Source organism: Pseudarthrobacter sp. C1, from assembly GCF_034720455.1.
GTDB lineage: Bacteria > Actinomycetota > Actinomycetes > Actinomycetales > Micrococcaceae > Arthrobacter.
In genome coordinates this window covers 16,379-42,012 of the sequence record NZ_JAYESK010000013.1, presented here as the reverse complement: position 1 = coordinate 42,012, position 25,634 = coordinate 16,379, and the positions used below count along the sequence as shown (strand labels likewise).

Below are 25,634 nucleotides of genomic sequence, written 5' to 3'. Positions count from 1 at the left end.
CCGGCGCCGGCGCGCTGCGGTTCCCCGTTCTCGCCGATGACCACTCCCGGGGCGATCATGGTGCCGGGCGGCAGCTGCCGGAGCTGCATCTGCGCGGCCGCATTCTCCCGGGCCGCATGCTGGGCAGCGATGGCCGTCTGGATGCCGTGGAACAATCCCTCCAACCACCCGACAAGCTGGGCCTGGGCTATCCGGAGTTCAGCGTCGGACGGCGTGCCCTCGTCGGGGAAGGGCAGGCTGATCCTGTCCAGTTCCTCCACCAGTTCAGGAGCCAGCCCGTCCTCCAGCTCCTTGATGGAGCGCGCGTGGATCTCAGCAAGCCTGCCCCGCGCAGCCTCATCCAGCGGTGCAGACTTCACTTCTTCCAGGAGCTGCCGGATCATGGTTCCGATCCGCATGACTTTGGCCGGTTCATCCACCAAGTCCTGGATGTTGCTGCCCTTGGGCTTCCTGCGATCGGCAGGTGCGGACGGCGGGGGCACCGGCGGCTGCCACTCATCGATGGGAGTGCCTTCTACCGGGAGGTCCTCGGCTGATTGAGTGTCTCGTGGATCGCTCATGCGTTCATACTCTCATGAGCGATCCACCCGGAACCCCTGGATGATCCCTCCCGGCGGCTTGTACGCTGCAAGCTCAATCAGCAGCACCGGCCTTGCGGGTTGCTGTCCTGGCGGTCGGTCCGGTCGCGCCAGAACTCGCGCTCCGTGAGGGGCGCCTCCCCGTGCCCGGCCGCCCTGTGGTGCTCGAGGTACTTGGCGTAGGCGTCCGCGCCCAGGACTCCGCTGAAGTACTGGGCGAAGCCGCGGAACCGCCGCTTGAGCACAACGAGTCCGGCCGTCATGAGTGGTGGCCCGCCCTTTCGAACCTCAGTTCCGCGGGGACTTTCTCCCATTCAGCCATCAACTCGCGCTCGGCAGGAGTGGGAATGAGTCCGGCAGGGGCGAAGACACGCGACGGGCGGGCGGGGTCCTCGTTGCCGCGCGTGGCGGCGGCGTCCCCGCGGTTGCGGAACGCTTTGGCAGTGGCGAGCAGCGCCGTCGCGATCACGATGATGCTCAGCACCACGAAGATCACAGACAGCCAGCCCTGGATCGCCGTGTTCCTGACCACGGCCTCCATGGCCGGGACCGTCTTGGCGGTGCCGAACGAGGTCTTGCCCTCGGCCAGTGCCTTGCTGAAGGCCGCGTTGTTGGCGAAGTAGCCGACAGCCGGGGTGGACGAGAAGATCTTCTGGTAGCTCGCCGTGATGGTGACCACGGCGGCGAACGTTAGCGGCAGCGCGACGATCCACAGGTAGTTGAACGTTCCCCGCTTCGCCACGATGGCCAGGCACACGGACAGGGCAATCGCGGCAAGCAACTGGTTTGCTATGCCGAACAACGGGAACAGCGTGTTGATGCCGCCCAGCGGATCGGTGACGCCCATGAGCAGCACAGCGCCCCAGGCACCGACCATGATGGCGGTGCAGAGCCAGGCCCCGGGACGCCAGGAGTGCTCCTTGAACTTGGGGATGAAGTTGCCGATCGAATCCTGCAGCATGAACCGGGCAACCCGGGTGCCGGCGTCCACAGCGGTGAGGATGAAAAGGGCCTCGAACATGATGGCGAAGTGGTACCAGAAGGCCATCATGGCGGTGCCGCCGATGAACTGCTGCATGATGTGGGCGAGCCCCACGGCCAGCGTGGGAGCGCCACCGGTACGCGAAACGATGCTTTCTTCACCCACGTTGGCGGCGGTTTCACTCAGGAGGTCAGGCGTGATGTTCACCCCGGCCAGGCCCAGGCTGTTGACCCAGGTGGCTGCTGTCTCCACCGTGCCGCCGGTCAGCGCCGCGGGGGAATTCATGGCGAAGTAAAGGCCGCGGTCGATCGAGATTGCCGCCACCAGGGCCATGATGGCCACGAAGGACTCCATCAGCATTCCGCCGTAGCCGATGAAACGGGTCTGCCGCTCCTTTTCAACCAGCTTGGGTGTGGTACCGGACGAAATCAGTGCATGGAAGCCGGACAAGGCACCGCACGCAATGGTGACGAACAGGAACGGGAACAGGGCGCCCGGGAACACCGGACCGTTTTCCCTGCTGGCGAACTCGCTGAACGCGGGAACGGTGATCTCCGGCCGGACCACGATGATGGCAAGCGCCAGCATCACGATCACGCCGATCTTCATGAACGTTGAGAGGTAGTCACGCGGTGCCAGGAGCAGCCACACGGGCAGGATGGCGGCGATGAAGCCGTAGATGATCAGGCCCCAGGCGATGGTCACCTTGTCGAGGCTGAAGATGTCCGCCCCCCACGGGGTTTCCGCCACGATGCCGCCGCCGATAATGGCAGCCATCAGCAGGACGAAGCCGATCAGCGAAACCTCCATCACCTTGCCGGGCCGCAGGTAACGGAGGTAGATGCCCATGAACAGCGCAATCGGAATGGTCATGCCGACGGAGAAGACGCCCCATGGGCTCTCGCCCAGGGCATTGACGACGACGAGGGCCAGGATGGCCACAATGATCACCATGATGAGCAGGGTGGCGATGAGGGCGGCCGTGCCGCCGATGACGCCCAGTTCCTCGCGGGCCATCTGGCCCAGCGACCGGCCGCCGCGGCGCATGGAGAAGAACATCACAAGGTAGTCCTGGACGGCGCCGGCAAGGACGACGCCGATGATGATCCAGATAGTGCCCGGCAGGTAGCCCATCTGGGCCGCGATGACCGGGCCCACCAGCGGCCCGGCGCCGGCGATGGCGGCAAAATGGTGGCCGAACAGGACATTGCGGTCCGTCCGGACATAATCCTTGCCGTCGGCCTTGTACTCCGCCGGAGTGGCACGCCGGTCATCAGGCCTGGTGATGTAGCGCTCGATGACCTTGGAGTAGAAGCGGTAGCCGATCAGGTAGGTGCACACGGAGGCGAACACGAACCAGATGGCGTTCACGGTTTCGCCGCGGATGATGGCCAGCATGAACCATGCCACGCCGCCGAGGAGGGCAATCGCAGCCCACAACGCGATCTTTCCCGGTGTCCATTTCCGCTCTTCGGCCTCACGGACCGCTTCATCCACCGCTGTCGGCGGCAGCGCCGGATCGGTGGCGGCCACGCCCCTGCCTCCGGATGCACTACCCCGCTGATCAGGCGTTTCGGCCATGTCTCCTCCTTGAGATTGTTATGCGTCTTCTGTCACGCACCCTACCAAGCCGCAGTCACAATCCGGAGGCATTCTGCCGGCTGCCGCAGAAACGTGCGGCGAGCGGAGTGGACGCGGCGACGAACGACCGGACCCGGGCTGCCAGTTGTGCCTGCGTCAACGCAGGCAAGGCCCCCGTCCGGAAGGTCCGGGCGGGGGCCTTGGCTCGTGGGAACTGCGTAAAGCTGCCCCCTTACGCGTGTGAGTAGGTGAGGCAGTCAGCGTTGTCGGCGCCGGGGCCGACGTGGACCTCGGTGGCCTTGCACATCAGGTGGTCATTGTGGACGCACTCGGCGCGCTGGCACGCCCCGACGTCGGCAAGGACCTTGGGCAGTCCGCCGTGGATCCCGGTCTCGATGAACGTGGCGCAGCGGGCGTGGTTTTCGGCGCCGCCCACAGTGATGGCGGCGGCGTTGCAGTTGGTGTGGTCATTAAAGGAACAGTTCGTTACGCTGCAGTCGGCGACGTGCGTTGTCATGAGCTTCCTCCGTTTGTTCCACCGCCCGGCCGGACGGTTCCTGGGACTTACGGTATGCCTGTCCGGGTCATTCAAAAAGACCCAATTGTGTGACCTATTTCCCCTGTCCCTGCTGGATCATCCTGGCCTCGCACAAGTCCAGCCACCGGACTTCCGCCTCCGCCTGGAAGATGAGTGAGTCCAGGACCAGCAGCGACGCGGTGTCACCGGCGCGCTGGTTCAGCGCCATGTCCCGGCGGGCCTTCGAATAGTCCTGCAGCGACTTCATGGAGGACACACGCTGGCTCTGGATGACGGCCTTGACGTCGACGCCGGGCAGGGTGACGGCCAGCGCCAGCTTGATGGCCAGTTCGTTGCGGGGCGGGTTGTTCCGCTCCACCGGTGCCGCGAACCAGTTCCGGATTTCGGTCCTGCCGGCTGCGGTGATGCTGTACACCACGTGGCCGTTCCCGTCGTCGCCGTCCCTGGCCACCAGGGCATCGCGTTCCAGCCGGTCCAGCGTAGTGTACACCTGCCCGATGTTCAAAGGCCAGGTGGCGCCGGTGCGGTTCTCGAATTCAACCCGCAGCTGGTAGCCGTAGCGGGGCTGGTCCTCCAACAGGGCGAGGAGGCTGTGGCGGATGGACATGCTGTTCCTTGTACTTGGCGGGCGTCGGTGTGCCGGACCTACATGACCAACAGGACCTTGCCCACGTGGTCGCCGGTGTCGAAATACCGGTGGGCGGCGCGCACCTGGTCCAGCGGGAACGTCTTTGCCACCAGCGGCCTGACCGATCCGTTGCTGACCAGCGGCCACACGGCGTCGCGGACGGCGTTCATGATGGCGCCTTTTTCCGCTACCGGCCGCGGCCGCAGGGCGGTGGCCACGACGGCGGCGCGCTTCTTCAGCAGCTGCCCCAGGTCGAGCTCCCCCTTCCTTCCGCCCTGAAGTCCAATCACCACCAGGCGTCCGTAGTCAGCGAGCGCGTCCACGTTCTGGGCCAGGTACTTGGCGCCCACGACGTCGAGGATCACGTCTGCGCCCTTGCCCCCGTTCTGGCGGCGAAGGCTTTCCGGAAAGTCCTCCTCGGCGTAGTTGATGGCGATGTCGGCCCCCAGGAAGGCTTTGGCCGTGCTCACTTTTTCGTCAGATCCTGCAGTTGCGGCAACCTTGGCGCCGAGGGCCTTGGCGAGCTGGATGGCCATGGTGCCGATCCCGCCCGTTGCGCCGTGGATCAGGACGGTCTCGCCCGCCTGCAGCTGGGCCGTCATCACCAGGTTGGAGTAGACAGTGGCCGCAACCTCGGGAAGGGCGGCCGCGGTCACCAGGTCAACGCCGTCGGGCACCCGGAGGACCTGCTCGGCCGGGACCGCCACCTGCTGCGCATACCCGCCGCCGGCCAGCAGCGCCACCACCTTGTCACCGAGGGAGAATGCCTTTGTGACGCCGGGACCGAACCCGGCGATCCGGCCGGATACTTCAAGGCCCGGAATTTCCGATGCGCCGGGCGGCGGCGGGTACAAACCCCTCCGCTGCTGCACGTCCGCCCGGTTCAGGCCGGCCGCCACGACGTCGATGAGCACCTCTCCGGGACCCGGTACCGGGGCCTCCACCTCGCGGACCTCCAGAACTTCCGGGCCGCCCGGCTCCGAAATATAGACGGCTTTCATGGAACACTCCCGTTTCTGACTGAATACTGCGTGCAACCAGTGTGCACCGGACGCGTTCCGGGTTCTGTTTTGTTGCAGGCAAGTGCCTATGAAACACTACTGGGTGAGGAAGGTTGTCCGAGCGGCCGAAGGAGCTAGTCTTGAAAACTAGTGTGCGGTAACCCCGTACCAAGAGTTCGAATCTCTTACCTTCCGCGAAACAGGACCCCTGTCCGCCAGCATGCTGGCGGGCAGGGGTCCTTCGTTTTGCCGGCAAAAGCCTGCGGGCGCCGGGTTCCGACTGCTTGAAGCAACCTCCGGGCAGTTACAGCGCGAGTATTGCCCCGGCGATTTCGTCCGCGTCGCGAAGGGTCCGCTGGCCACTGCGGTAGTTTGGGCCGCCGGGCTGGATGGCCTCGGCGGCGATGGCCGTGCCCCATTGGACCGATGAGAGCTGGAGTCCCAGCACGTACAGGCCTCCGGTCACCGAGCCGTTGGCTGCCACGGGACGGTAGGGATGCGGCACCACATCCAGGCCGGTGGACTGCACGGGGGCACCCTCCACCGTCATCATCAGCCGCGGCCGGACCAGGCCGTCCGCCAGCAGCTGCTCCAGCACCGGCGAATCACTGGCCGAGACCCGGTTACCGGGCGCGAGCGCCTCCACCATGGTCCGGGCAGCCACCGGAGCTCCGGCCACCCAAGGTGACGACGCCGTGAAGGCGGCGTTCTTCCGGTCCACTGAGAACTTGGGGTCTGGACCCACGAAGCTCACCACCCCCGCCCTGGCCAGCGCCGCCAGCTGCTCGGAGCGCAGGGCCGGAGGCCCGCTCGCGAGTCCTTCCACAAACGACTCGAACCAGCCACGCAGTCCCGCCACCCAGGATTCATCGGTGATGCCGCCGTCGGCCACTGCTGTCTTCAGCACGGCGCGCCCGTGGTGGAGTGCCCCAATGGCCATCTTCACGGGGTCATCTTCCCCGAGCGCGGACCGGCGGGCGTCGTCCAGCAGGTAGTCGACGACGGCGGCATCGAGTTCGGTGCGTGAGGCAAAGGATCGTCCGGCAAGGGGTGCGGCGAGCGCCGGCAGGTCCAGCCGGTGCCGTGGCCCCACGTGCACGGCCAGCACGCTCTCCACGCTGTCTTCCCAGTTCGCGGCACTGTGCGCGTGCGGATGCAGCGCCTCATCGAGTGCGGCGAGGAAGGCCGCCGGATCCGGTACCGCGTTCGGCTGGGAACGCACCAGGGTGGAGTAGTACGCCCACAAAGCGTCACGGTGCAGGAGCGGCCAGAAATCGTGGTCGAACGCCGGGCGGATTCCTGCGGTGCGGAACCGTTCCAGCGCCGCTTCGGTGAAGTAGCGCAGGGTGACCGACGCCGGGTAGTAGCCGTCCAGGGCAGCTTTCGCCCGGTAGGGCGTTCCCCGGCGGGAGGCGGCAATGATCCGCGGTTCCTGGCCCGAAGGCTCGTACCTGAGCGCCGTTCCGTTGCTGATGAATTTTCCGCCGCGGCCCTCGGTCAGCTGCACCATGGTGTCGAAGAAGTTCAGGCCCATGCCGCGGACCAGGACGGGCTCCCCTGCGGGAACCAGGGACCAGTCCACGTCCGCAGGTACAGCCGGCGGGAAGTATCGGAGGCCCAACCGCTTGGCCGACGCCTGCAGTTCGCGCTGTTCGGGGTTCAGGCGGGACGGGACGTGGCCCAAGGCAAGCACTACGGCGTCGGTGCGCAGCCTGTCTCCAGTGGCCAGGCCGACGTCGAACGTTCCGTCCCCCGCGGGGCACACGGACTGTGCCGACGTTTCGTGGAAGTCGATGGTGACGCCGTCGGGCGCTTTGGACGTCAGCTCCTCCAGCGTGCTGCGAAGGTAACGGCCGTAGAGGGCCCGGCTGGGAAAGCCGGTCGGGCCCAGGGCGGCCAGTTCAGCGAGGTCCTCCCCGCTTAGGGACGGCGAGGGGTTGCGCTGCTGGCGCGCCCGCCACAGGTCGAAGGTGGTTCCTGCGACCGGCGACGCCAGGTCAGGGTCCTCGGGGATCAGCGTGGGGTAGAAGGACTGCGTGTTCATCAGGAACAGCCGGGACTGCTGCGGCTGCCACACGTGCCCCGGGCCCGCCGGAAAGGGGTCGATGACATCGATGTGGAGACGCACCGTTCCTGCACCGGAAGCGATCTGCGCAGCACGGCGGGCAAGCAGGCGTTCCAGCACGCTGGTGCCCCGCGGACCTGCGCCGATGATGGCGGTCCGGATGCTCTGCGTTTTTTCCACGCCATCCAGCGTACGGGCTGGAAACAGAGTGTGGGCTGAACGCTTGACTTGCCAGCCGTCCGCGGTGTTGTTTGGATGGGGCGCATGACCACCACTGAAGCTGATCCAGCGCCCGCCTCCGGAACCGGCCCGCAGGACATCGCGCCCGAGCCCACTGACGAAAACGCCTGGCTCGAAGACATTTACGGCGAGGAGCAGCTTGCCTGGGTGAAAGAGCAGAATTCGCGCACGGAGGACCTCCTGGAGGACGCGGACTACGCCGGACTGGAAGGCAGCATCCTGGAGGTGCTGGACTCCACGGACCGGATCGCCATGGTGGGGAAGCGCGGTGACTGGTACTACAACTTCTGGAAGGACGCGAAGAACCCCAAGGGCCTGTGGCGGCGCACCACCTGGGAGAGCTACTGCACGGATTCCCCCGAGTGGGATGTGCTGCTCGATGTCGACGCGCTGGCGGCAGCCGAGGGCCAGGAATGGGTTTTCCACGGCGCCACCTTCCTGCGCCCCGCTTCCGGGGAACCATACCGGCATGCACTTCTTGCCCTCTCCCCCGACGGCGGCGACGCCAACCGTTACCGCGAATTCGACGTGGAGGGCAGGACATTCGTGGACCCCGCCCAGGGCGGTTTTGACCTGCCGACGGCGAAGGGAAACGTTTCCTGGCTGGACGCGGAAACGTTGCTGGTGGCCTCCACCGCCGACGGGCTGCCGAAGACCGCTTCCTCCTACGCCCGGACGGCCGTCACGCTCAAACGCGGGGATTCCCTGGCCGGAGCGCCGCGGCTGTTCGAGGTCCCCGAGCACCACATGATGGCCGTGGTTGCCCACGATTCCACCCCCGGTTTTGAGCGCACCTTCGCCGTTGACTACATCGATTTCTTCAACCGCAGGAACCTGGTGCTGCGTGAAGGATCCTGGGTCCAGATCGACGTGCCCACCGATGTGAATGTCAGCGCGCATCGGGAATGGCTGCTGTTCCGGCCACGCCAGGACTGGGTGCTTGGCACGTCAACGTACCCGGCGGGCTCGCTCCTCGCTGCCCGGTTCGAGGATTACCTGGCCGGTTCAGCCGACCTGGCCGTGCTGTTCACCCCGGATGCGAATACGTCCCTGCAGTCCTGGAGCTGGACCCGGGACTTCCTGCTGCTGAACCTCCTGAAGGACGTGTCCTCCGAAATCCGGGTGCTGGATCCCTCCCGGCCAACGCACAATGCCCAGGCAGCGTGGGCGTCGTCGCCGCTGGATGCCTGCCCGCCGCTGCATGACGTCAACGCCTACGCAGTGGACGACGAAGACGAGGCCGACGGCGGTGCGGGCAACGACTTCTGGCTCGTCGCCACGGGCTTTACCACCCCTACCACGCTGCTGCGCGGCAGCTTGGAGCGTGCGGCGTCCGGTCCCCCCGGCGTGGTGAGCCGGCACGCGGTGGTCAAGGCGTCGCCGTCGTTCTTCGATGACGGCGGCTATGAAGTGCAGCAGCACTTCGCCGTGTCCGACGACGGGACCCGGGTTCCGTATTTCCAGGTGGCTTCCCGGGACCTGGCCCTGGACGGGCAGAACCCCACCCAGCTTTCCGGATATGGCGGATTCGAGGTTTCGCGCACGCCGGCGTACAGCGGCACGGTGGGCAGGGCCTGGCTGGAACGGCGCACGTCCGGTGCCCCAAACGCGGACGGCGGGGCACCACACTCCCGGGGCGGCGTCTACGTCGTGGCAAACATCCGCGGCGGCGGCGAATACGGGCCGTCGTGGCACCGGGCGGCGCTGCAGGAGAACCGGCACAAGGCGTACCAGGACTTCGCGGCCGTTGCGAGGGATCTTCTGTCCCGGGGAGTCACCTCACGGGAGCGGCTGGGCTGCGTCGGCGGGTCCAACGGGGGGCTGCTGGTAGGCAACATGCTCACCCGGTACCCGGAGCTTTTCGGAGCTGTCTCATGCGGCGTGCCGCTGCTGGACATGCGCCGTTACACCAGGCTTTCGGCCGGGCACTCCTGGATTGCCGAATACGGCGACCCTGACGTCCCGGAACAGTGGGAGTACATCAAGACCTTTTCCCCCTACCACCTGCTCAAGGACGGGGTTGAGTACCCGGAGACGTTTATCTGGACGGCCACCTCCGACGACCGGGTTGGCCCCGTCCAGGCGCGCAAGATGGCAGCCCGCATGCTGGCCATGGGCATCCCCAACGTCTGGTTCCATGAGGCGCTGGAGGGCGGCCACGCAGGGGCGTCGGACAACCGGCAGGCTGCGGCGCTGCAGGCCCGCAGCCAGCACTTCCTGTGGAAGGCACTGGCGGGCGGGGCCTCGTAGCGATGGCGCTCGAGGTGCGGCGGGCGGCGGCCTCCGACGTGGAGCGGCTGGCCGAGGTTCACGTCCTCTGCTGGCAGGAGACCTACCGCGGGATGCTGTCCGACGGGTTCCTGGCCTCGCAGAAGACCGGTTCGCGGCTGCAGCTGTGGCGCCACCTGCTGGAAGCCGCCGAACCCGCGCATGCCTGGGTGGCGTCCGACGGCGGCACGGTAGTTGGGTTTGCCGGCATCCGCAGGGAGCCTGGGGCCGCGTCGCACGGGTTTGCGCCGCCGTCGTCCGGGGACCTGGAACTGTGGGGGCTGTACCTGCTGGCGTCGCACCAGGGGCTGGGCCTGGGCCGCCGCCTCCTGGCGGCAGCGCTGGGCAATGAGGCGGCGAGCCTGTGGGTGGCCGCCGACAACCAGCGCGCCATTGGCTTCTACCGGCACTTCGGGTTTGAACCTGACGGCGCCGCCGACGTGATTCCCGGGTGGGAAGACCTTCGCGAAATCAGGATGGTCCGGGGCGGACAGCCGCCGGGGTGAAGCCCGCACCGGGCAGCCGGGGAGTCCTTTGGAGGCCCGGGCGATCCGTTTTGCACTGCATGCCCCGTTCTGCGTATCCTTGGTGGGCTAGGAATAGCAATTGGAGACGTGCCAGAGCGGCCGAATGGGCTTCACTGCTAATGAAGTGTGGGGCACAACTCCACCGGGGGTTCAAATCCCCCCGTCTCCGCGTTTGGCCCCGGTCCTGGACCGGGGCCTTTTGCGTTCCCCGGCAGGTTCAACGCCCCGGACGTATCCGTCCGTGGGACGGACACCCGGCGCCTTGCCCGTCCCGGCGGTGGCAGGATTGTCGGATGGCAGCAAGCGACACGGTGGATGAGGCGCACGGCACGGTGCAGGCGTGGAGCCCCCGCCTGGCGCTCCTGGTGGCCGCCACCTTCTTCATGGAGTTCCTTGACGGCACAGTCCTCACCACGGCCATCCCCAACATCGCTGCCGACTTCCGGGTGCCCGCCGCGGACGTCAACATCACCATGACGGCGTACCTGCTGACCGTTGCCATGGGTATCCCGCTCAGCGGCTGGCTGACTGAGCGCTTTGGTGCCCGACGCATCTTTTGCCTTGCCATTGCGATCTTCACGGCAGCATCCCTGGCCTGTTCACTCAGCCAGGACCTGGTTGCCCTCACCCTCAGCCGGACCGCGCAGGGATTCGGCGGCGCCATGATGGTGCCGGTGGGAACCCTGCTGGTCCTTCGCGGGACGCCGAAGGCGGACCTCCTGCGCGCCACTGCGTTCCTGGTGTGGCCCGGGCTCCTGGCGCCAGTGCTCGCACCGCTGGTAGGCGGGGCCCTGACCACCTATCTTTCCTGGCACTGGATCTTCCTGATCAACCTCCCGCTGGGTGTGGCCGCACTGCTTGCGGCACTCCGGCTGGTTCCTGCTGCCGCGGGCGACGGCGGGCGGCGGCTGGACTGGGTGGGCTTGTCCCTGACCACGCTGGGCGTGGGCGCCCTGGTGGCTGGCCTTGAACTGGTGAGCGCCCATCCTGCCGCCCCCTGGGCGGCCCTGAGCGCAGGTTTCGGCGTGACGGCTGCAGCCTGCGCCGTGTTCTGGATGCGCAGGACCCCCAATCCACTCTTTGACCTCGGGGTCTTCAGCACCCGCACGTTCAGGGCGATGGCCACCGGCGGGTTCGCCTACCGGCTGGCCATCAGCTCCGTCCCTTTCCTGCTGCCGCTGATGTTCCAGGCCGGGTTCGGCTGGTCCCCGCTGCACGCAGGTGCCATGGTGGCGGCCGTCTTCATCGGCAACATCGGCATCAAGCCGGCCACCACGCCGCTGATCCGGCGCTTTGGCTTCAAGGCGATGCTCGTCTTCGCCTCCCTTGCCTCTGCAGCCACGTTCATCCTCTGCGCCCTGCTCACGGCAGAAACGCCAGAGCCGCTGACGTTTGCCCTGCTGGTCTGCAGCGGCGCCTTCCGCTCAATCGGGTTCTCCGCCTACGCGTCGGTCCAGTACGCCGACATCGCGCCGGCGCAGCTCACCTCGGCAAATACTGTGTCTGCCACCCTGGTCCAGCTCGCCACTGCTGCGGGCATTGCCATTGGGGCCTTGCTCATCCGGCTGTTCGACGGGCTCAACAGCTTTCCAGCTGATTCCGCCGGACCTTTCCGCGGCGCATTCCTCGCCATGGCAGTGCTGATGCTGGCGAGCACGGCGGACAGCCTGTTCCTGCCACGGCATGCCGGAGCGGAAGTCAGCCGGCGCGGGGCCCAGCGGGTCTAAGCCCTGCGGGGTCCAGGCCCAGCGCGTCCGGGCCCTGCGGGGTCCAAGCGCAGCGCGTCCAGGCCCTGCGGGGTCCAAGATCTGCGCGTCCAGGCCCTGCGGGGTCCAAGCCCTGCCGGATTAGGTTAGCGAACCCAGAGTCAGCCCGCCTGGGCCAGCACCAGCGGAAGCACAGCACCAGCCCCGGCCTGGCGAAGAGCCCGGCCCGCCACGGTGAGCGTCCACCTGCTGTCCACGATGTCATCGACCAGCATCACGCTGCCGCCCTGCAACGAGCCCAGCGCGGCCTCAAGCTCCGGCCCCACCACCAGACGGTCCCACACCCCCGCCAGCCGGTAGGCGCTGTTGCCCCCGCGGTTTCCCGTGGGGCCACCGTGGGCCAACTGAAGCTCGCCGAGGTACGGGATGCGTCCGATCTCCGAAATTCCCTTCGCAAGGGACCCCACCAGCTCAGGCTTGCCCCGCGACGGGATGCTGACAATGGCGGCCGGCCGTCCGGCACCGCTCCACGCAGGGTTGCGCGGGTCACCGCCGGCCCATTCGCGCAGTACCTGGACGCATGCCTGAAGCATGCCCGGGTCAACGGGCCGGTCCCCCGCGCCGGCCGCAAACAGCTCCCGCAATGCCCCGCCCCAGCCCAGGTCTGTCAGCCGTGCGAGGACCCGCCCCTCGGAGACTCCTTCTGCAGGTTTGAGCTTCCCCTTCACCGGAACACCAAGGCGGTCCATGCCGCTGGGCCACTGCAGCCGCGATTCCAGTACTCCGCCCGCCCTGCTGAGGGTCTGGCCGGCCGCCGCGGTGGCCTGCTCGGCAATCTCCGCCGGGAACCACCGGCCGGCGCAGTTATCGCACCTGCCACAGGCGTGGGCGGTCTCGTCATCAAGCACGGACGTGATGTATTCCATCCGGCAGCCGGCAGTGTCCTGGTAGATCACCATGGAGTCCTGCTCGTCCACGCGGGCCTCAGCTATCCGCCGGTACCGCTCGGCGTCGTATGCCCAGGGCCGGCCAGTTGACCGCCATCCACCGCCCACCCGCTCCACGGCGCCATCCACTGAGAGGACTTTCAACAGCAGTTCCAGCGGAGTGCGTCGAAGGTCCACCCTGGCTTCCAAGGCAACTGTGGACAGTGCGGTGCCTGCTTCGGCGAGCGCCGTGAGGACGGCGGCGGCTTTTTCCTCCGACGGCATGGAAGCCGTGGCGAAGTACTGCCAGATGTCCCGGTCTTCGGCACCCGGCAGGAGCAGGACATCGGCGTTCGCCGCCCCACGGCCGGCACGCCCAACCTGCTGGTAGTAAGCCACCGGCGAGGACGGCGCTCCGAGGTGGACCACGAAGCCGAGATCGGGCTTGTCAAAACCCATGCCTAGCGCGGACGTGGCAACCAGCGCCTTGACCTCATTGTCCTTCAGGAGCTGTTCGGCGCGTTCCCTGTCTGCGGGGTCCGTGCGCCCGGTATAGGCCAGCACCTCGTGGCCGGCCTCCGCCAGGAGGCGCGCTGTGTCCTCAGCCGCGGACACCGTCAGCGTATAGATGATGCCGCTGCCGGGAAGGTCGGCCAGATGCGTCAACAGCCAGCCCAGGCGCTGCTTGGCATCAGGAAGTGACAGGACTCCCAGCCGCAGCGAATCCCTGCCCAGCGCACCACGGATGGTGAGGACGCCGGCGCCGAGCTGCTCTTCGATGTCGTGAACCACCCGGGAGTTGGCGGTGGCTGTGGTGGCCAGCACGGGAACCGAATCCGGCAACTGGGTTATCAGGTCGGCGATCCTGCGGTAGTCGGGCCGGAAGTCGTGGCCCCAGTCTGAGATGCAGTGTGCCTCGTCGATGACCAGCAGGCCTGTGCGCCGGATAAGTTCGGGAAGCTGGTTTTCGCGGAAGGAGGGGTTGGTCAGCCGTTCCGGGGACACGAGCAGGACGTCCACCTGGTCAGCGGCGAGCTGTTCGCGGACGGTGTCCCATTCCAGCTGGTTCGCGGAGTTGATGGCCACGGCACGCACTCCTGCCCGGGCAGCCGCGGCTACCTGGTCCCGCATGAGGGCGAGGAGTGGCGACACGATAAGCGTGGGTCCGGCCCCGCGGCGGCGCAGGAGCAGGGAGGCCACGAAATAGACTGCCGATTTTCCCCAACCCGTACGCTGCACCACCAAAGCCCTACGGCCGTCATCCACCAGTGCCTCGATGGCTTCAAACTGGCCCTCGTGGAAACCGGCCGCCGGGTTGCCCACCAGCTCACGGAGAACGGCGAGCGCCTGCGCGTGGGTTGCCGAAGAAGGAAGGACGCCGGCATTTGCCGGTTCAGGAACGGTTGCGGGTTCAATGAGGTTGGTGGCGTGCTGGTTATCGACCATTGATTCAGTATCCCAGCCGCCTCCGACACGAGGCACACCGGAGCGCCCTATGTGGAAACCCCGCCACCGCAGCTTCGCGTCACATACGCCGGCCCCCACCCGTCCTCCACAGCCACTTCCGCGGCCCACGTAAGATAAAGCCCGTGACTAGCGAACAGACAACGACTTTTGACCTTTCGGCATCCTTCAAGGCGTACGACGTCCGTGGCATCGTGGGCGAGTCCATCACCGCCGAAATCGTCGAAGCCGTGGGCGCCGCCTTCGTGGACGTCCTCCAGCTCGAAGGCCAGACCATCCTGGTGGGCGGCGACATGCGCCCGTCCTCCCCGGAATTCAGCAAGGCCTTCGCCAACGGCGCAGCCACCCGCGGCGCCAACGTTGAGCTGCTGGACCTGATTTCCACGGACGAACTGTACTTCGCCTGCGGTTACCTGAACCGTGCCGGCGCCACCTTCACCGCCAGCCACAACCCGGCCGGCTACAACGGCATCAAGATGTCCAAGGCCGGAGCCGTTCCCATTTCTTCCGAATCCGGCCTTAAGGACATCCAGGCCCTCGCCGAGCAGTACCTCAACACCGGCACCATCCCGGCCGCGGCGAAGCGCGGCCTCATCGGTGTCCGCGACGTCCTCAAGGACTATTCCGAATACCTCCGCAAGCTCGTGGACCTGTCCGGTTCCCGGCCGCTGAAGGTTGTTGTGGACGCCGGCAACGGCATGGCAGGCCTCACCACCCCTGCAGTGCTGGGCGACACCCTGCTCCCCAAGCTGCCCCTGGACATCGTCCCCCTGTACTTCGAGCTGGACGGTTCCTTCCCCAACCACCCTGCGAACCCGCTGGAACCGGAGAACCTCCGCGACCTGCAGGCGGCAGTGGTGGAACACGGTGCGGACATCGGCCTGGCGTTCGACGGCGACGCCGACCGCTGCTTCGTGGTGGACGAGAAGGGCGAGCCCGTGTCGCCGTCGGCCATTACCGGCATGGTGGCGCGCCGCGAGATTGCCCGCGCCAAGGCCCTGGGCGAGGCAACCCCCACGATCATCCACAACCTCCTCACTTCGCGCGCCGTGTCAGAGCTCGTGGAGCACGACGGCGGCCGGGCAGTCCGCACGCGCGTGGGCCACTCCTTCATCAAGGCGGTCATGGCGGAGGAAGGCGCGGTCTTCGGCGGGGAGCACTCAGCCCACTTCTACTTCCGTGACTTCTGGAACGCGGACACGGGCATGCTGGCGGCCATGCACGTCCTGGCAGCCCTGGGCGAACAGGACGGCCCCCTCTCGGAACTGGGCCGCGAGTACGAGCCGTACGTCAGCTCGGGCGAGATCAACTCCGAGGTCGACGACAAGCCCGCCGCCGTCGAGCGCGTACGCGCTGCCTTCGCGGACGAGGACATCACCATCGACACCCTGGACGGCAGCACGTTCACGGCCAATGACGGCAGCTACTGGTTCAACCTGCGTCCGTCCAACACCGAACCTTTCCTCCGGCTCAACGCCGAGGCGACCGACCGCGCCACCATGGAACGGGTCCGGGACCGGGTCCTGTCGATTGTCCGGGCGTAGGCAAGCGTGACACAGACCCCGGAGCCGGGCTCCGAAGAACAGGGCTCCTGGCGCGGCTCGGTGCCGGAAGCCACCGCCACGGATCTGGAGAACCTCCTGGGCACGGGCGTCAGTGCCGCCCAGGAGCAACTCCACCGCAGCGGCGGCTTCCTGCCCTTCGCCCTGACCGTCCAGAACGACGGCGAGGTGCGGCTGGTGGCCGTCTCGCCGGCAGATGCCGCGGAAGGTTCGGACGGCGACTTTGATGCCGACGCCATGATCAGCGACCTCACAGCCCTGCTGCGGCAGAACCGGGAGGACTTCCGGGCTGCCGCCGTGGTCTGCGACATCCTGCTGGTAGAGGAGGACTCGGACGCCATCCACGTGGCGGCGGAGCACCGCGACGGCTCTGTCTTTGCTGCCGTGCTGCCTTACTCGGCGAACGCGGGTACCCAGACATGGGAATTTGGGGAGCTGGCGGCCGACGCCAGCGAGCCCGCGATCTGGGTGGACTAGACCGGCCGCGCCGCCATGAAGATCAACGCCTTCGCCGACGTCAGCCTGCGCGCCCTCATGGTGCTTGCGGCAGCTCCCGCGGGCGCCCTGCTGACCACGCAGAACATCGCCGACTCCGTAGGGACGCCCTACAACCACGTCAGCAAAGCGATGGCGAAGCTGCGCACCCTCGGATATCTCGAGGTGGTCCGCGGCCGGACCGGCGGCTCCCGCCTTAGCCACGCCGGCCGCAATGCCACCGTGGGGCAGGTCCTGCGGCAGCTCGATACCCGGACCGACGCGGCAGACTGCGTGGCTCCCGGCGGGAACTGCCCCCTGATCAATGAATGCCGGCTCCGCTCCGCGCTGTCCAGGGCACGCGAGGCGTTCTACCACGAACTCGATTCCGTCAACATTGCGGACCTCCCCGTGTCCAGCCAAATGGCCCCGGTCTTCAGCATGATCGGTCTCCGCCCGGGGCTCTGATACCCGGGCCATGCCTGTATTACCGGGCGATTTGCTTCCATCTTCTACAACATGTAGAAATTGGGTATGAAAACCAGCATTTTGAATGCAGGTATTCGCAAAGGCCGGACGAAGGCCCCGGTCACTACCTCAGGAGTTCCCATGCTCTCGGAAAAATCCCGCCCCGTCATTGAAGCAACGCTGCCCCTCGTCGGATCCCGGATCGGCGCTATCACCCCCAATTTCTACGCCCGCCTGTTCGCCGCCCACCCCGAACTCCTGGACGGCCTGTTCAGCCGCTCCAACCAGCGCTCCGGCAACCAGCAGCAGGCGCTGGCAGGCAGTATCGCGGCCTTCGCCACCCACCTGGTCAACAACCCGGGCACCCTTCCCGAGACCGTCCTCTCCCGCATTGCCCACCGGCACGCTTCCCTGGGCATCACCGAACCGCAGTACCAGGTGGTCTACGAGCACCTCTTCGCCGCGATCGCCGAGGACCTGGCGGAGGTCATCACCCCGGAAATCGCGGAAGCCTGGACCGAGGTGTACTGGCTGATGGCCGACGCCCTGATCAAGCTCGAAAAGGGCCTCTACGCCGCCCAGGCCAATGACCGGATGTGGATGCCGTGGCGGGTGGCGGCCAAGACCCCCGCCGGCGCAGGCTCCATGACCTTCACCCTCGAACCGGCCGACGACACCCCGGTCACCCCGGCCCTTCCCGGCCAGTACATCAGCGTCAAGGTGACCCTGCCGGAAGGCCTTCGCCAGGTGCGCCAGTACTCGCTCTCCGGCGAGGCCGGCACCAGCCGAAGCTTCACCACCAAGCTTGACGACGGCGGCGAGGTCTCCCCCGTGCTCCACAACAACGTGCAGGTTGGCGACGTCCTGGAGATCTCCAACCCCTACGGCGAGATCACCCTGAAGGAGGGCGACGGGCCGGTGGTGCTGGCGTCCGCGGGCATCGGCTGCACCCCCACCGCTTCCATCCTTCGGTCCCTGGCAGAGGCCGGGTCCGAACGGCAGGTGCTGGTGCTCCACGCGGAAAGCACCTTGGACAGCTGGGCGCTGCGCAGCCAGATGACGGACGACGTCGAGCGCCTGGACGGCGCCGAGCTTCAGCTGTGGCTCGAAGAGCCCGTGGACGGAGCCAGGGAAGGTTTCATGTCCCTGCGTGAGGTGGATCTGCCGGCGGATGCGTCCCTGTACCTGTGCGGCCCGCTGCCGTTCATGAAGAACATCCGCAACGAAGCCATCAACGCCGGCATCCCGGCCACCCGGATCCACTACGAAGTGTTCGGCCCCGACATCTGGCTCGCCAGCTGAATCGATTGCTCCGTACCTGTCGTTTTGGAGTTCCATAACGACAGGTGCGGAGCAATCGATGGCGGGCCGGTGGGGAACGACGGCGGCGCCGCACCTTTTTCCCAAAAGGTGCGGCGCCGCCGTCGTTATGCCTGCTTGATGCCGGCTGGTCAGCTGTGGTCAGCCATGCGCTCCTTCAGGGCGTCCAGCTCGGCACGCAGCGCGTCCGGGAGTGAATCGCCGAACTGCGCGTACCAGTCCTCGATGGACGCCAGCTCGGCGTCCCATTCCTCCCGGTCCACGCGGACAGCCTCCTCCACGTGTGCGTGGGTAAGGTCCAGGCCCGTGAGGTCCAGCGAGTCACCGGTGGGAACGTAGCCGATAGGCGTCTCCACGGCAGCGGCCTTGCCCTCGATGCGCTCGATGGCCCATTTCAGGACCCGGGCGTTGTCCCCGAAGCCCGGCCAGGCGAAGCCGCCGTCGGCGGTGCGGCGGAACCAGTTCACCAGGAAGATGTGCGGCAGCCGCTCGGGGTTGGCCTTCCCCGAGACACTGATCCAGTGCTTGAGGTAGTCGCCGGCGTCGTAGCCGATGAACGGGAGCATGGCCATGGGGTCGCGGCGGAGCCTGCCCACCTGGCCGGCTGCGGCGGCCGTGGTCTCCGAGGAGAGCGTGGAGCCCATGAAAATGCCGTTTGTCCAGCTGCGGGCCTGGGTCACCAGGGGAACCGTGGTCTTGCGGCGGCCGCCGAAGAGGATGGCGGAAAGCTCCACGCCTTCGGGGCTGTAGTATTCCTCGGCCAGCATGTCGATCTGGGAGATGGGCGTGCAGAACCGGGAGTTCGGGTGGGCGGCAGGCTTGTCCGAATCCGGAGTCCAGGAGTTGCCCTCCCAGTCGGTGAGATGGGCCGGAACGTCGTCCGTCATGCCCTCCCACCACACGCCCCCGTCGTCCGTGAGGGCCACGTTGGTGAAGATGCTGTGGCCCTTGGCGATGGCGCGCATGGCGTTGGGGTTGGTGCCCCAGCCGGTGCCCGGAGCGACACCGAACAGGCCGGCCTCCGGGTTGGTGGCGCGCAGTTCGCCTTCCTTGCCGATCCGCATCCAGGTGATGTCATCGCCGAGGGTCTCGACTTCCCAGCCTTCAATGGTGGGATCCAGGAGGGCCAGGTTGGTCTTGCCGCAGGCCGACGGGAAGGCCGCCGACAGGTAGTACGACTTCTTCTCCGGCGAGGTGAGCTTGAGGATGAGCATGTGCTCAGCCAGCCATCCTTCGTCGCGGGCCATCACGGAGGCGATGCGGAGGGCGTAGCACTTCTTGCCCAGGAGGGCGTTGCCGCCGTAGCCCGAGCCGAAGGACCAGATGGACCGTTCCTCGGGGAAGTGGACAATCCACTTGTCCGGGTTGCAGGGCCATGCGACGTCGGCCTGGCCGGGTTCCAGCGGGGCCCCCAGCGAGTGCAGGGCAGGGACGAAGAACGCGTTGGTCTCGGTGATCTTGTCCAGCACCGCGGTTCCGATGTTGGCCATGATCCGCATGGAGGCAACAACGTAGGCGCTGTCCGTGATCTCGACGCCGAACTTGGGGTCCTCAGCGTCAAGGTGGCCCATGACGAAGGGGATGACGTACATGGTGCGGCCGCGCATGGAGCCGGCGAACAGCCCGCGCAGCTTTTCCTTCATCTCGGCGGGAGCCATCCAGTTGTTGGTGAACCCGGCGTCACGCTTGTTTTCCGAGCAGATGAACGTCTGCTCCTCAACGCGGGCTACGTCTGCGGGGTCGGAGAAGGCAGCGAAGGAATTCGGAAACAGTTCCTGGTTCAGCCGCGTCAGGGTGCCGGCTGCCACCAGTTCATCGGTCAGCCGGGTGTTTTCCTCTTCGGACCCGTCCACCCAGTAGATGCGGTCCGGCTGCGTTAGCTCTGCAACCTCTTCGACCCACGCCAGCAGACCGGCATGTGTGGTGGGTGCTTTCTCAAGCAGCGGCTTCTGCGCCAGATCGCCCATTTCGGTTCCCTTCCTCGGGTTCATCGGTGTGTCCTAAATGCTATGGTCCGGACCACTGGGGTTTTTGGGACGTATGCTGACGATTTGAGGCCACAGAAATGGAATTCCGCGGGAAATCAAGGAACTTCAAGCTGAAATTCTACGACAAAGTGACGAAGGTCACCTATACCGGTCTAGTAGCCGAGATTACACGCCCCTCGATTTGGCATCCCAGCCAACCCTCGCGTAAAGTAATTCGAGGTTCAGGGAGAGCGGTTCTTCTCCAGGAACACGGAATGCGCCCATAGCTCAGCTGGATAGAGCGTCTGTCTACGGAACAGAAGGTCAGGGGTTCGAATCCCTTTGGGCGCACCAACAAGGTCCGCACCGGTTCGCCGGTGCGGACCTTTTGCGTTGACCCACGTCCGCATTCTCCCGGGCGTAGGCTGTCCCCATGATGCCCGAGCCTGTGAAGCAGGAATTTGACGTTGTGGTGATCGGCGCAGGCGCCGTGGGGGAAAACGTTGCGGACCGCGCCGTCCAGGGCGGCCTCTCCGTGGTGCTGGTGGAGGCGGAGCTGGTGGGCGGCGAGTGCTCCTACTGGGCATGCATGCCGTCAAAGGCCCTGCTTCGGCCCGGAACGGCGCTGCACTCTGCGCAGACGACGCCGGGCGCCAAGGAAGCCGTCACGCGGACCCTGGATGCTGCAGCAGTGCTCAAGCGCAGGGACCATTTCACGTCCAACTGGCAGGATGACAGCCAGGTTGCCTGGGTCAAGGACTCCGGCATCGACCTCATCAGGGGCCATGCCTGGCTTACGGCTCCCAAGGCGGTCCAGGTTGCGGGGCTGGACGGCACCTCCCACCTGCTGCGGGCGCGACACGCGGTGGTGCTGGCCACAGGGTCAATGCCGAACATGCCCCCGATCGAAGGGCTCGAGGACGTGCAGGTCTGGGGAACCCGGGACGCCACCTCGGCCAGCGAAATTCCGGAGCGGCTGGCTGTCCTGGGCGGGGGTGTTGCCGGGACGGAGCTGGCCCAGGCGTTCGCCCGCCTCGGATCCGCCGTGACGCTCGTGGCGCGCAGCAGGCTGCTGGGGAACTATCCGGAGGAGGCAGCCAGCCTGGTTGCCGCGGGCCTGCGAGCGGACGGCGTGGACATCCGGCTCAATACCGTGACGGAGGGCATCACTGCGAACGACGACGGCACCTTCAGTTTGCAGTTGGCCGGCGGGTCAACGGTCATCGCTGACAAGGTCCTCGTCTCCACGGGCAGGCACCCCGCCCTTGAGGGCCTGGGGCTGGAAAGCGTCGGCATCGAGCCGGACAGCCACGGCCGCCTGACCCTCAGTACGGATAGTTCCGGCCTGGTGGAGGGCATCCCGGGCGACGACCCGTGGCTGTATGCGGTGGGGGACGCGGCCGGCAAGAACCTGCTGACGCATCAAGGAAAGTACGAGGCACGGGCGACGGGCGACGCCATCACGGCCCGGGCCAAGGGCGAACTGACCGGGCGGCCGGCGGACTGGAGCCGCTATTCCCAGACCGCCAACCAGCATGCCGTACCCAACGTCGTCTTTACCGATCCTGAGGTTGCCACCGTAGGCCGCACGCTGGAAAGTGCCCGCGAGGACGGCTACAACGCCTCTTCGGTGGAACTCCCCATCCAGGTTGCCGGGTCTTCACTGCATTCGGAGAACTATGAGGGGTGGGCGCAGCTGGTGGTCGACGAGGACCGGAAGGTACTGCTGGGCGCCACGTTCGCCGGCCCGGACGTCGCCGAGCTCCTGCACGCCGCAACGGTCGCCGTCGTGGGCGAGGTCCCGCTTGACCGGCTGTGGCATGCGGTCCCCTCCTACCCCACGATCAGTGAGGTTTGGCTGCGGCTCCTGGAGAAATACGGCCTGTAGGGCGTCGAACCAGCCGCTATTTGAACTGACCGGTCAGTTTAGTTAGGCTGGAGCTGGACGCATTCTGCGAAAGGCCAATCTTGCTCTCAGCTCAGCTGCTCTCGGTCAGGGGGCGCAGGGACCCCCTGCTTCCGGCCACTTCCCTCCACGTTAACCGCGGTGAACTCCTGCTGGCCACCGGCGGACGGCAGGACCGCCGCACGGCCCTTGCGCTGGTCCTCAGCGGCAGGATGAAGGCAACCGGAGGCCGTATCACCTGGGACGGCAGCGAGCGGGTCAAGCCGCGCCGGCTGGCGAGCGCCCTGGTGGACTCCCCGGGCGTCAACGAGCCGGAGCAGCACCTCAGCGTCCGGGACCTTGTCACGGAGGACCTGGCCCTGGTCCCGCGCCGCTACCGGGGCGCCCTGCTCAGCAGTCCGTGGCTGAAGGTGAACAGCTTCGAGGACATCGCCGGCCTTTGGACCGAGCAACTGGATCCGGGCCGGCGGCTCGAGCTTCTGACCGCGCTTGCGCTGGCCAATCCGCGCACGGACCTGCTGGTGGTCGATTCCCCCGACCGGCACGGTGACTCCGAGTGGCTGCCGCGGCTCCAGCGGCTGGCGTTCGACGGCGGACGGCCGCTCGCCGTCGTCGCCACTGTTGGCGCCCTCCCGCCGTCGTGGAACGGACCAAGCGTTGCCATCGGCAACGCCGCCACGGGGGATGCCGCGGAAACTGCTGAACTCGAAACAGAGGTTGCCAAATGACGATACTGCGGCTGGCCCGCTCCGAACTCAAGAGGATGACCGGCGGGCTGCTGCCGAAGCTGACCATCCTCGCGCTGACCATGGTCCCCCTGCTGTACGGCGCCGTCTATCTTTACGCAAACTGGGATCCCTATGGCAACCTCGACCACGTCGACGCAGCCCTTGTTGTTGAGGACGCCGGAGCCCCGGCCAGCGACGGAACGCGGCTTGACGCGGGGGCGAAGGTGGCGGACAGCCTGGTGGACGGCAACGTGTTCCACTGGATACCCGTAGCCACCACGGAAGAGGCGGACCAAGGTGTCAGCAACGGCGAATACGCGTTCGCCCTGAAAATTCCCCGGGACTTTTCGGCCAACCTGGTGTCCCCCGGCAGTTTCGATTCCGCCAGCCAGGCAATGCTGAACGTCACCACCAACGATGCCAACAACTACCTCCTGAGCACCATCGTGGATAAACTCACCACTGCCGTCCACAGCACCGTTGCCACGGAGGTGGGCGAGGAAACGGCCAACCAGCTGCTGACGGGTTTTGGCACCATCCACACACAGATGGTCAAGGCGGCAGACGGCGCGGGCCAGGTGGCGGACGGCGTGGCGCAGCTCCGCGACGGAGCCGCCGCCCTCCATGAGGGCACCTCCGAGCTGAGCAACGGCGCCGGCGGGCTTTATGCCGGGCAGGCCAAGCTGCGCGACGGCGCCAACGAGCTGACCGACGGGGCAGGCCAGCTCAGCAGCGGACTCTCCACGCTCAAGGACAAGACGTCCACGCTGCCCACCGATTCCCGTACCCTCGCCGCCGGTGCAGCCCAGGTGGCAGCCGGAAACGCGCAGCTGAACGCCAAGGTGCAGAACGTTGCAGCCCAGCTGGAAGCCGCAGACCAGGGGCTCCGGACACGGGTGCTGGAATCAAACAGCAGGCTTATCGCGGCAGGCGTCCTTACGCAGGAGCAGGCCGACAGCATCCTGGCCGACTTCGACGCCACAGCCGGCTCGAGCCCAATGGCTGCAGCCAAAACGGGAATCCAGGCAGATGCCGCCCAGATCCAGCAACTGGCGGACGGGGCACAGTCTGTCAGTGCCGGCGCGGCGCAGCTCGCCGCTGGCACGCCGGCACTGAGGGACGCCGTGTCGCAGGCTTCGTCCGGCGCCGACCAGCTGCACACCGGGGCTGCCGCACTGGCCACCGGAGAACAGGCCGCGCTCGACGCGGCCGGCCGTCTTGCTGACGGAGCAAGCAGTGTGGATGCCGGGGCGGCCCAGCTGATGAATGGTGCCGGGACAGCAGCGGGCGGGTCACGCACGCTGGCGGACGAAATCGGCAAAGGCGCCGGGCAGGTGCCCAACCCCGACGACGCCCAGAAGAGCAACATCTCCCGCGTCATGGCAGACCCTGTGGCGGTCAGCAACGTCTCACAGGCCAAGGCCGAGTCCTACGGGGCCGGGCTGGCACCGTTCTTCCTCGCCCTCGCGCTGTGGATCGGCATCTTCATGCTGGTCCAGGCAATGCGTCCCATCACCCAGCGGGCGCTGGCGTCCAATGCGGCGTCCTGGAAGATCGCACTGGGCGGCTGGCTCCCGTTCCTGGCGGTCTCGGCGGTGCAGGCAACCCTCCTCACCCTGGTCGTGAATCTTGCCCTGGGGCTCAATCCCGCCCACCCTGTCCTGATGTGGTTCTTTATGCTGGCCGCAGCAATGGCGTTCAGTGCCCTCATCCAAGGCGTTGTGGCGCTGCTCGGCTCTCCGGGGAAACTCGTGGTGCTCATCCTGCTGGTCCTGCAGCTGGTGTCCTCCGGCGGGACCTTCCCGTGGCAAACCACTCCGCAGCCGCTCCACGTGGTGCATGAGGTCCTGCCCATGGGCTATGTAGTGGCCGGGATGCGGCACCTGGTCTATGGCGGGGACCTGACCGTGATCGCACCCACGGTCCTGGGCCTGGTGGGCTATACCGCCCTGGGCGCGGCCATGTCCACGGTTGCGGTGCGCCGGAATAAGTACTGGACCCTGAAGACGCTGAAACCTGAGATTGCGGTATGAGCACGGAACCACCGGGAGCGGCGAAGAGCCTGCGCACCGCCCGGACGACCGCTACGCGCCAGAAACTCTTCGAGGCGTCCATGGAACTCATCGGCGAGCGGGGTGCGGCCGGCGTCACGGTTGATGAGATCGCCGCTGCGGCAGGCGTCTCCAAGGGAACCGTCTACTACAACTTCGGCAGCAAGTCGGAGCTCATCGCGCAGCTGCTGCGGCATGGGGTGGACATCCTGAAGGCCCGCCTCCTGGGAGCACCGGAGCAGGGAGCAGGCCAGCCCGGGGGCCGAGCCGGGGCTAGCGACCCGCTGCTGGCCATGGAGGCAATGATCGGACAGGCCCTGGACTTCATGGCGGACTACCCGTCCTTCGCGCGCCTCTGGGTCAGCGAAAACTGGCGTACGCCCAGCGAGTGGCAGGGCACCTTCGCCGTCCTTCGCGGCGAGCTGCTCGGCGTGATCGGGGAGGCAGTGGAGAAGGTGGCGCAGGCATACCCGGTGGACCCGTCGGTTTCCCGGGGCAGCCTGGAAACCGCCATTTTCGGGGCCTGCTTCGTGGTGGGACTGGACCGCCAGACGTACCACCCCGAGCGGACGCGTGACCAAAGTGTTGCAGCAATCATGGCCATCATGCGCGGCTACGTGCTGAAGCAACCCTCAGCTCAGGGATGATTGGACC

20 protein-coding genes and 3 tRNA genes are annotated in these 25,634 nt (G+C 66.8%); 14 read left to right on the top strand and 9 right to left on the bottom strand.

The window, feature by feature from the left end; all coding sequences use genetic code 11:
- From U7114_RS17660 to U7114_RS17635, 6 genes are all read right to left on the bottom strand, one after another.
- Positions 1-560, bottom strand: a 560-nt coding sequence (locus U7114_RS17660; protein ID WP_323058090.1) for a bacterial proteasome activator family protein, incomplete at its 3' end; no start/stop codon positions are given.
- A gap of 77 nt (positions 561-637) precedes the next feature.
- A complete protein-coding gene (locus U7114_RS17655) occupies positions 638-841 on the bottom strand; it encodes a YbdD/YjiX family protein (RefSeq protein ID WP_157239143.1) in 204 nt (67 codons plus the stop codon).
- Positions 838-3,141, bottom strand: coding sequence for a carbon starvation CstA family protein (locus U7114_RS17650; RefSeq protein ID WP_321215351.1), 2,304 nt, complete (start codon positions 3,139-3,141; stop codon positions 838-840). The genes U7114_RS17655 and U7114_RS17650 overlap by 4 nt, the downstream gene beginning before the upstream one ends.
- 232 nt (positions 3,142-3,373) lie before the next feature.
- Positions 3,374-3,658, bottom strand: a complete 285-nt coding sequence (locus tag U7114_RS17645) for a DUF1540 domain-containing protein (protein WP_157239147.1) — start codon at positions 3,656-3,658, stop codon at positions 3,374-3,376.
- A 94-nt stretch (positions 3,659-3,752) separates the two neighbouring features.
- Entirely contained in the window at positions 3,753-4,286 is a 534-nt protein-coding gene (locus tag U7114_RS17640; RefSeq protein WP_321215350.1) for a PadR family transcriptional regulator, read from the bottom strand.
- 38 nt (positions 4,287-4,324) lie between these two features.
- Positions 4,325-5,308 carry an NAD(P)H-quinone oxidoreductase gene (locus tag U7114_RS17635; RefSeq protein WP_157239150.1) on the bottom strand — a complete coding sequence of 328 codons (984 nt, stop codon included), beginning with the start codon at positions 5,306-5,308 and terminating at the stop codon, positions 4,325-4,327.
- 107 nt (positions 5,309-5,415) lie between these two features.
- Between U7114_RS17635 and U7114_RS17630 the strand changes: the two genes are divergently transcribed.
- Positions 5,416-5,503: transfer RNA gene (locus U7114_RS17630), tRNA-Ser, on the top strand.
- A 109-nt stretch (positions 5,504-5,612) separates the two neighbouring features.
- Here U7114_RS17630 and U7114_RS17625 read toward each other — a convergent pair.
- Positions 5,613-7,553, bottom strand: coding sequence for an FAD/NAD(P)-binding protein (locus U7114_RS17625; protein ID WP_323058089.1), 1,941 nt, complete (start codon positions 7,551-7,553; stop codon positions 5,613-5,615).
- An 84-nt stretch (positions 7,554-7,637) separates the two neighbouring features.
- Here U7114_RS17625 and U7114_RS17620 point away from each other — a divergent pair, with 84 nt between their 5' ends.
- The 4 genes from U7114_RS17620 to U7114_RS17605 all read left to right on the top strand — a co-directional run bounded on the left by U7114_RS17620 (position 7,638) and on the right by U7114_RS17605 (position 12,135).
- Entirely contained in the window at positions 7,638-9,863 is a 2,226-nt protein-coding gene (locus U7114_RS17620) for a prolyl oligopeptidase family serine peptidase (protein WP_323058088.1), read from the top strand.
- On the top strand, positions 9,833-10,387 hold the full coding sequence (locus tag U7114_RS17615; RefSeq protein WP_321215346.1) for a GNAT family N-acetyltransferase: 555 nt from the start codon (positions 9,833-9,835) through the stop codon (positions 10,385-10,387). The genes U7114_RS17620 and U7114_RS17615 overlap by 31 nt, the downstream gene beginning before the upstream one ends.
- A 102-nt stretch (positions 10,388-10,489) precedes the next feature.
- Positions 10,490-10,577: transfer RNA gene (locus U7114_RS17610), tRNA-Ser, on the top strand.
- 124 nt (positions 10,578-10,701) lie between these two features.
- Positions 10,702-12,135: an MFS transporter gene (locus U7114_RS17605; RefSeq protein ID WP_323058087.1), complete on the top strand. Its 1,434-nt coding sequence runs from the start codon at positions 10,702-10,704 to the stop codon at positions 12,133-12,135.
- A 140-nt stretch (positions 12,136-12,275) separates the two neighbouring features.
- Here the strand turns inward: U7114_RS17605 and U7114_RS17600 are convergent, their stop codons facing one another.
- The gene (locus U7114_RS17600) at positions 12,276-14,486 is read right to left on the bottom strand and encodes a RecQ family ATP-dependent DNA helicase (RefSeq protein WP_321215344.1); all 2,211 of its coding nucleotides are present in this window, start codon (positions 14,484-14,486) and stop codon (positions 12,276-12,278) included.
- Positions 14,487-14,629: 143 nt separating this feature from the next.
- On the opposite strand from U7114_RS17600, the gene U7114_RS17595 reads away from it, so the two are divergent.
- From U7114_RS17595 to U7114_RS17580, 4 genes are all read left to right on the top strand, one after another.
- Positions 14,630-16,048: a phosphomannomutase/phosphoglucomutase gene (locus tag U7114_RS17595; protein WP_321215343.1), complete on the top strand. Its 1,419-nt coding sequence runs from the start codon at positions 14,630-14,632 to the stop codon at positions 16,046-16,048.
- A 6-nt stretch (positions 16,049-16,054) separates the two neighbouring features.
- A complete protein-coding gene (locus U7114_RS17590) occupies positions 16,055-16,543 on the top strand; it encodes a hypothetical protein (protein WP_321215342.1) in 489 nt (162 codons plus the stop codon).
- Between the two features lie 15 nt (positions 16,544-16,558).
- Positions 16,559-17,008: an Rrf2 family transcriptional regulator gene (locus U7114_RS17585; RefSeq protein WP_323058086.1), complete on the top strand. Its 450-nt coding sequence runs from the start codon at positions 16,559-16,561 to the stop codon at positions 17,006-17,008.
- 141 nt (positions 17,009-17,149) lie between these two features.
- Complete coding sequence (locus tag U7114_RS17580; RefSeq protein ID WP_323058085.1) at positions 17,150-18,310, top strand: globin domain-containing protein; 1,161 nt, start codon at positions 17,150-17,152, stop codon at positions 18,308-18,310.
- A 149-nt stretch (positions 18,311-18,459) separates the two neighbouring features.
- On the opposite strand, the gene U7114_RS17575 is transcribed toward U7114_RS17580, so the two are convergent.
- Complete coding sequence (locus U7114_RS17575) at positions 18,460-20,295, bottom strand: phosphoenolpyruvate carboxykinase (GTP) (RefSeq protein WP_323058107.1); 1,836 nt, start codon at positions 20,293-20,295, stop codon at positions 18,460-18,462.
- A gap of 277 nt (positions 20,296-20,572) precedes the next feature.
- Here U7114_RS17575 and U7114_RS17570 point away from each other — a divergent pair.
- From U7114_RS17570 to U7114_RS17550, 5 genes are all read left to right on the top strand, one after another.
- Positions 20,573-20,649 (top strand) — tRNA-Arg (locus U7114_RS17570).
- Positions 20,650-20,731: 82 nt separating this feature from the next.
- Positions 20,732-22,183: a dihydrolipoyl dehydrogenase family protein gene (locus tag U7114_RS17565; RefSeq protein WP_416235569.1), complete on the top strand. Its 1,452-nt coding sequence runs from the start codon at positions 20,732-20,734 to the stop codon at positions 22,181-22,183.
- A gap of 80 nt (positions 22,184-22,263) precedes the next feature.
- Entirely contained in the window at positions 22,264-22,929 is a 666-nt protein-coding gene (locus U7114_RS17560) for an ABC transporter ATP-binding protein (protein WP_323058083.1), read from the top strand.
- Positions 22,926-24,962, top strand: a complete 2,037-nt coding sequence (locus tag U7114_RS17555) for a YhgE/Pip domain-containing protein (RefSeq protein ID WP_323058082.1) — start codon at positions 22,926-22,928, stop codon at positions 24,960-24,962. The genes U7114_RS17560 and U7114_RS17555 overlap by 4 nt, the downstream gene beginning before the upstream one ends.
- Positions 24,959-25,627: a TetR/AcrR family transcriptional regulator gene (locus U7114_RS17550; RefSeq protein WP_323058081.1), complete on the top strand. Its 669-nt coding sequence runs from the start codon at positions 24,959-24,961 to the stop codon at positions 25,625-25,627. Before U7114_RS17555 ends, U7114_RS17550 begins: the two co-directional genes overlap by 4 nt.
- The last annotated feature ends 7 nt before the right edge of the window (positions 25,628-25,634 follow it).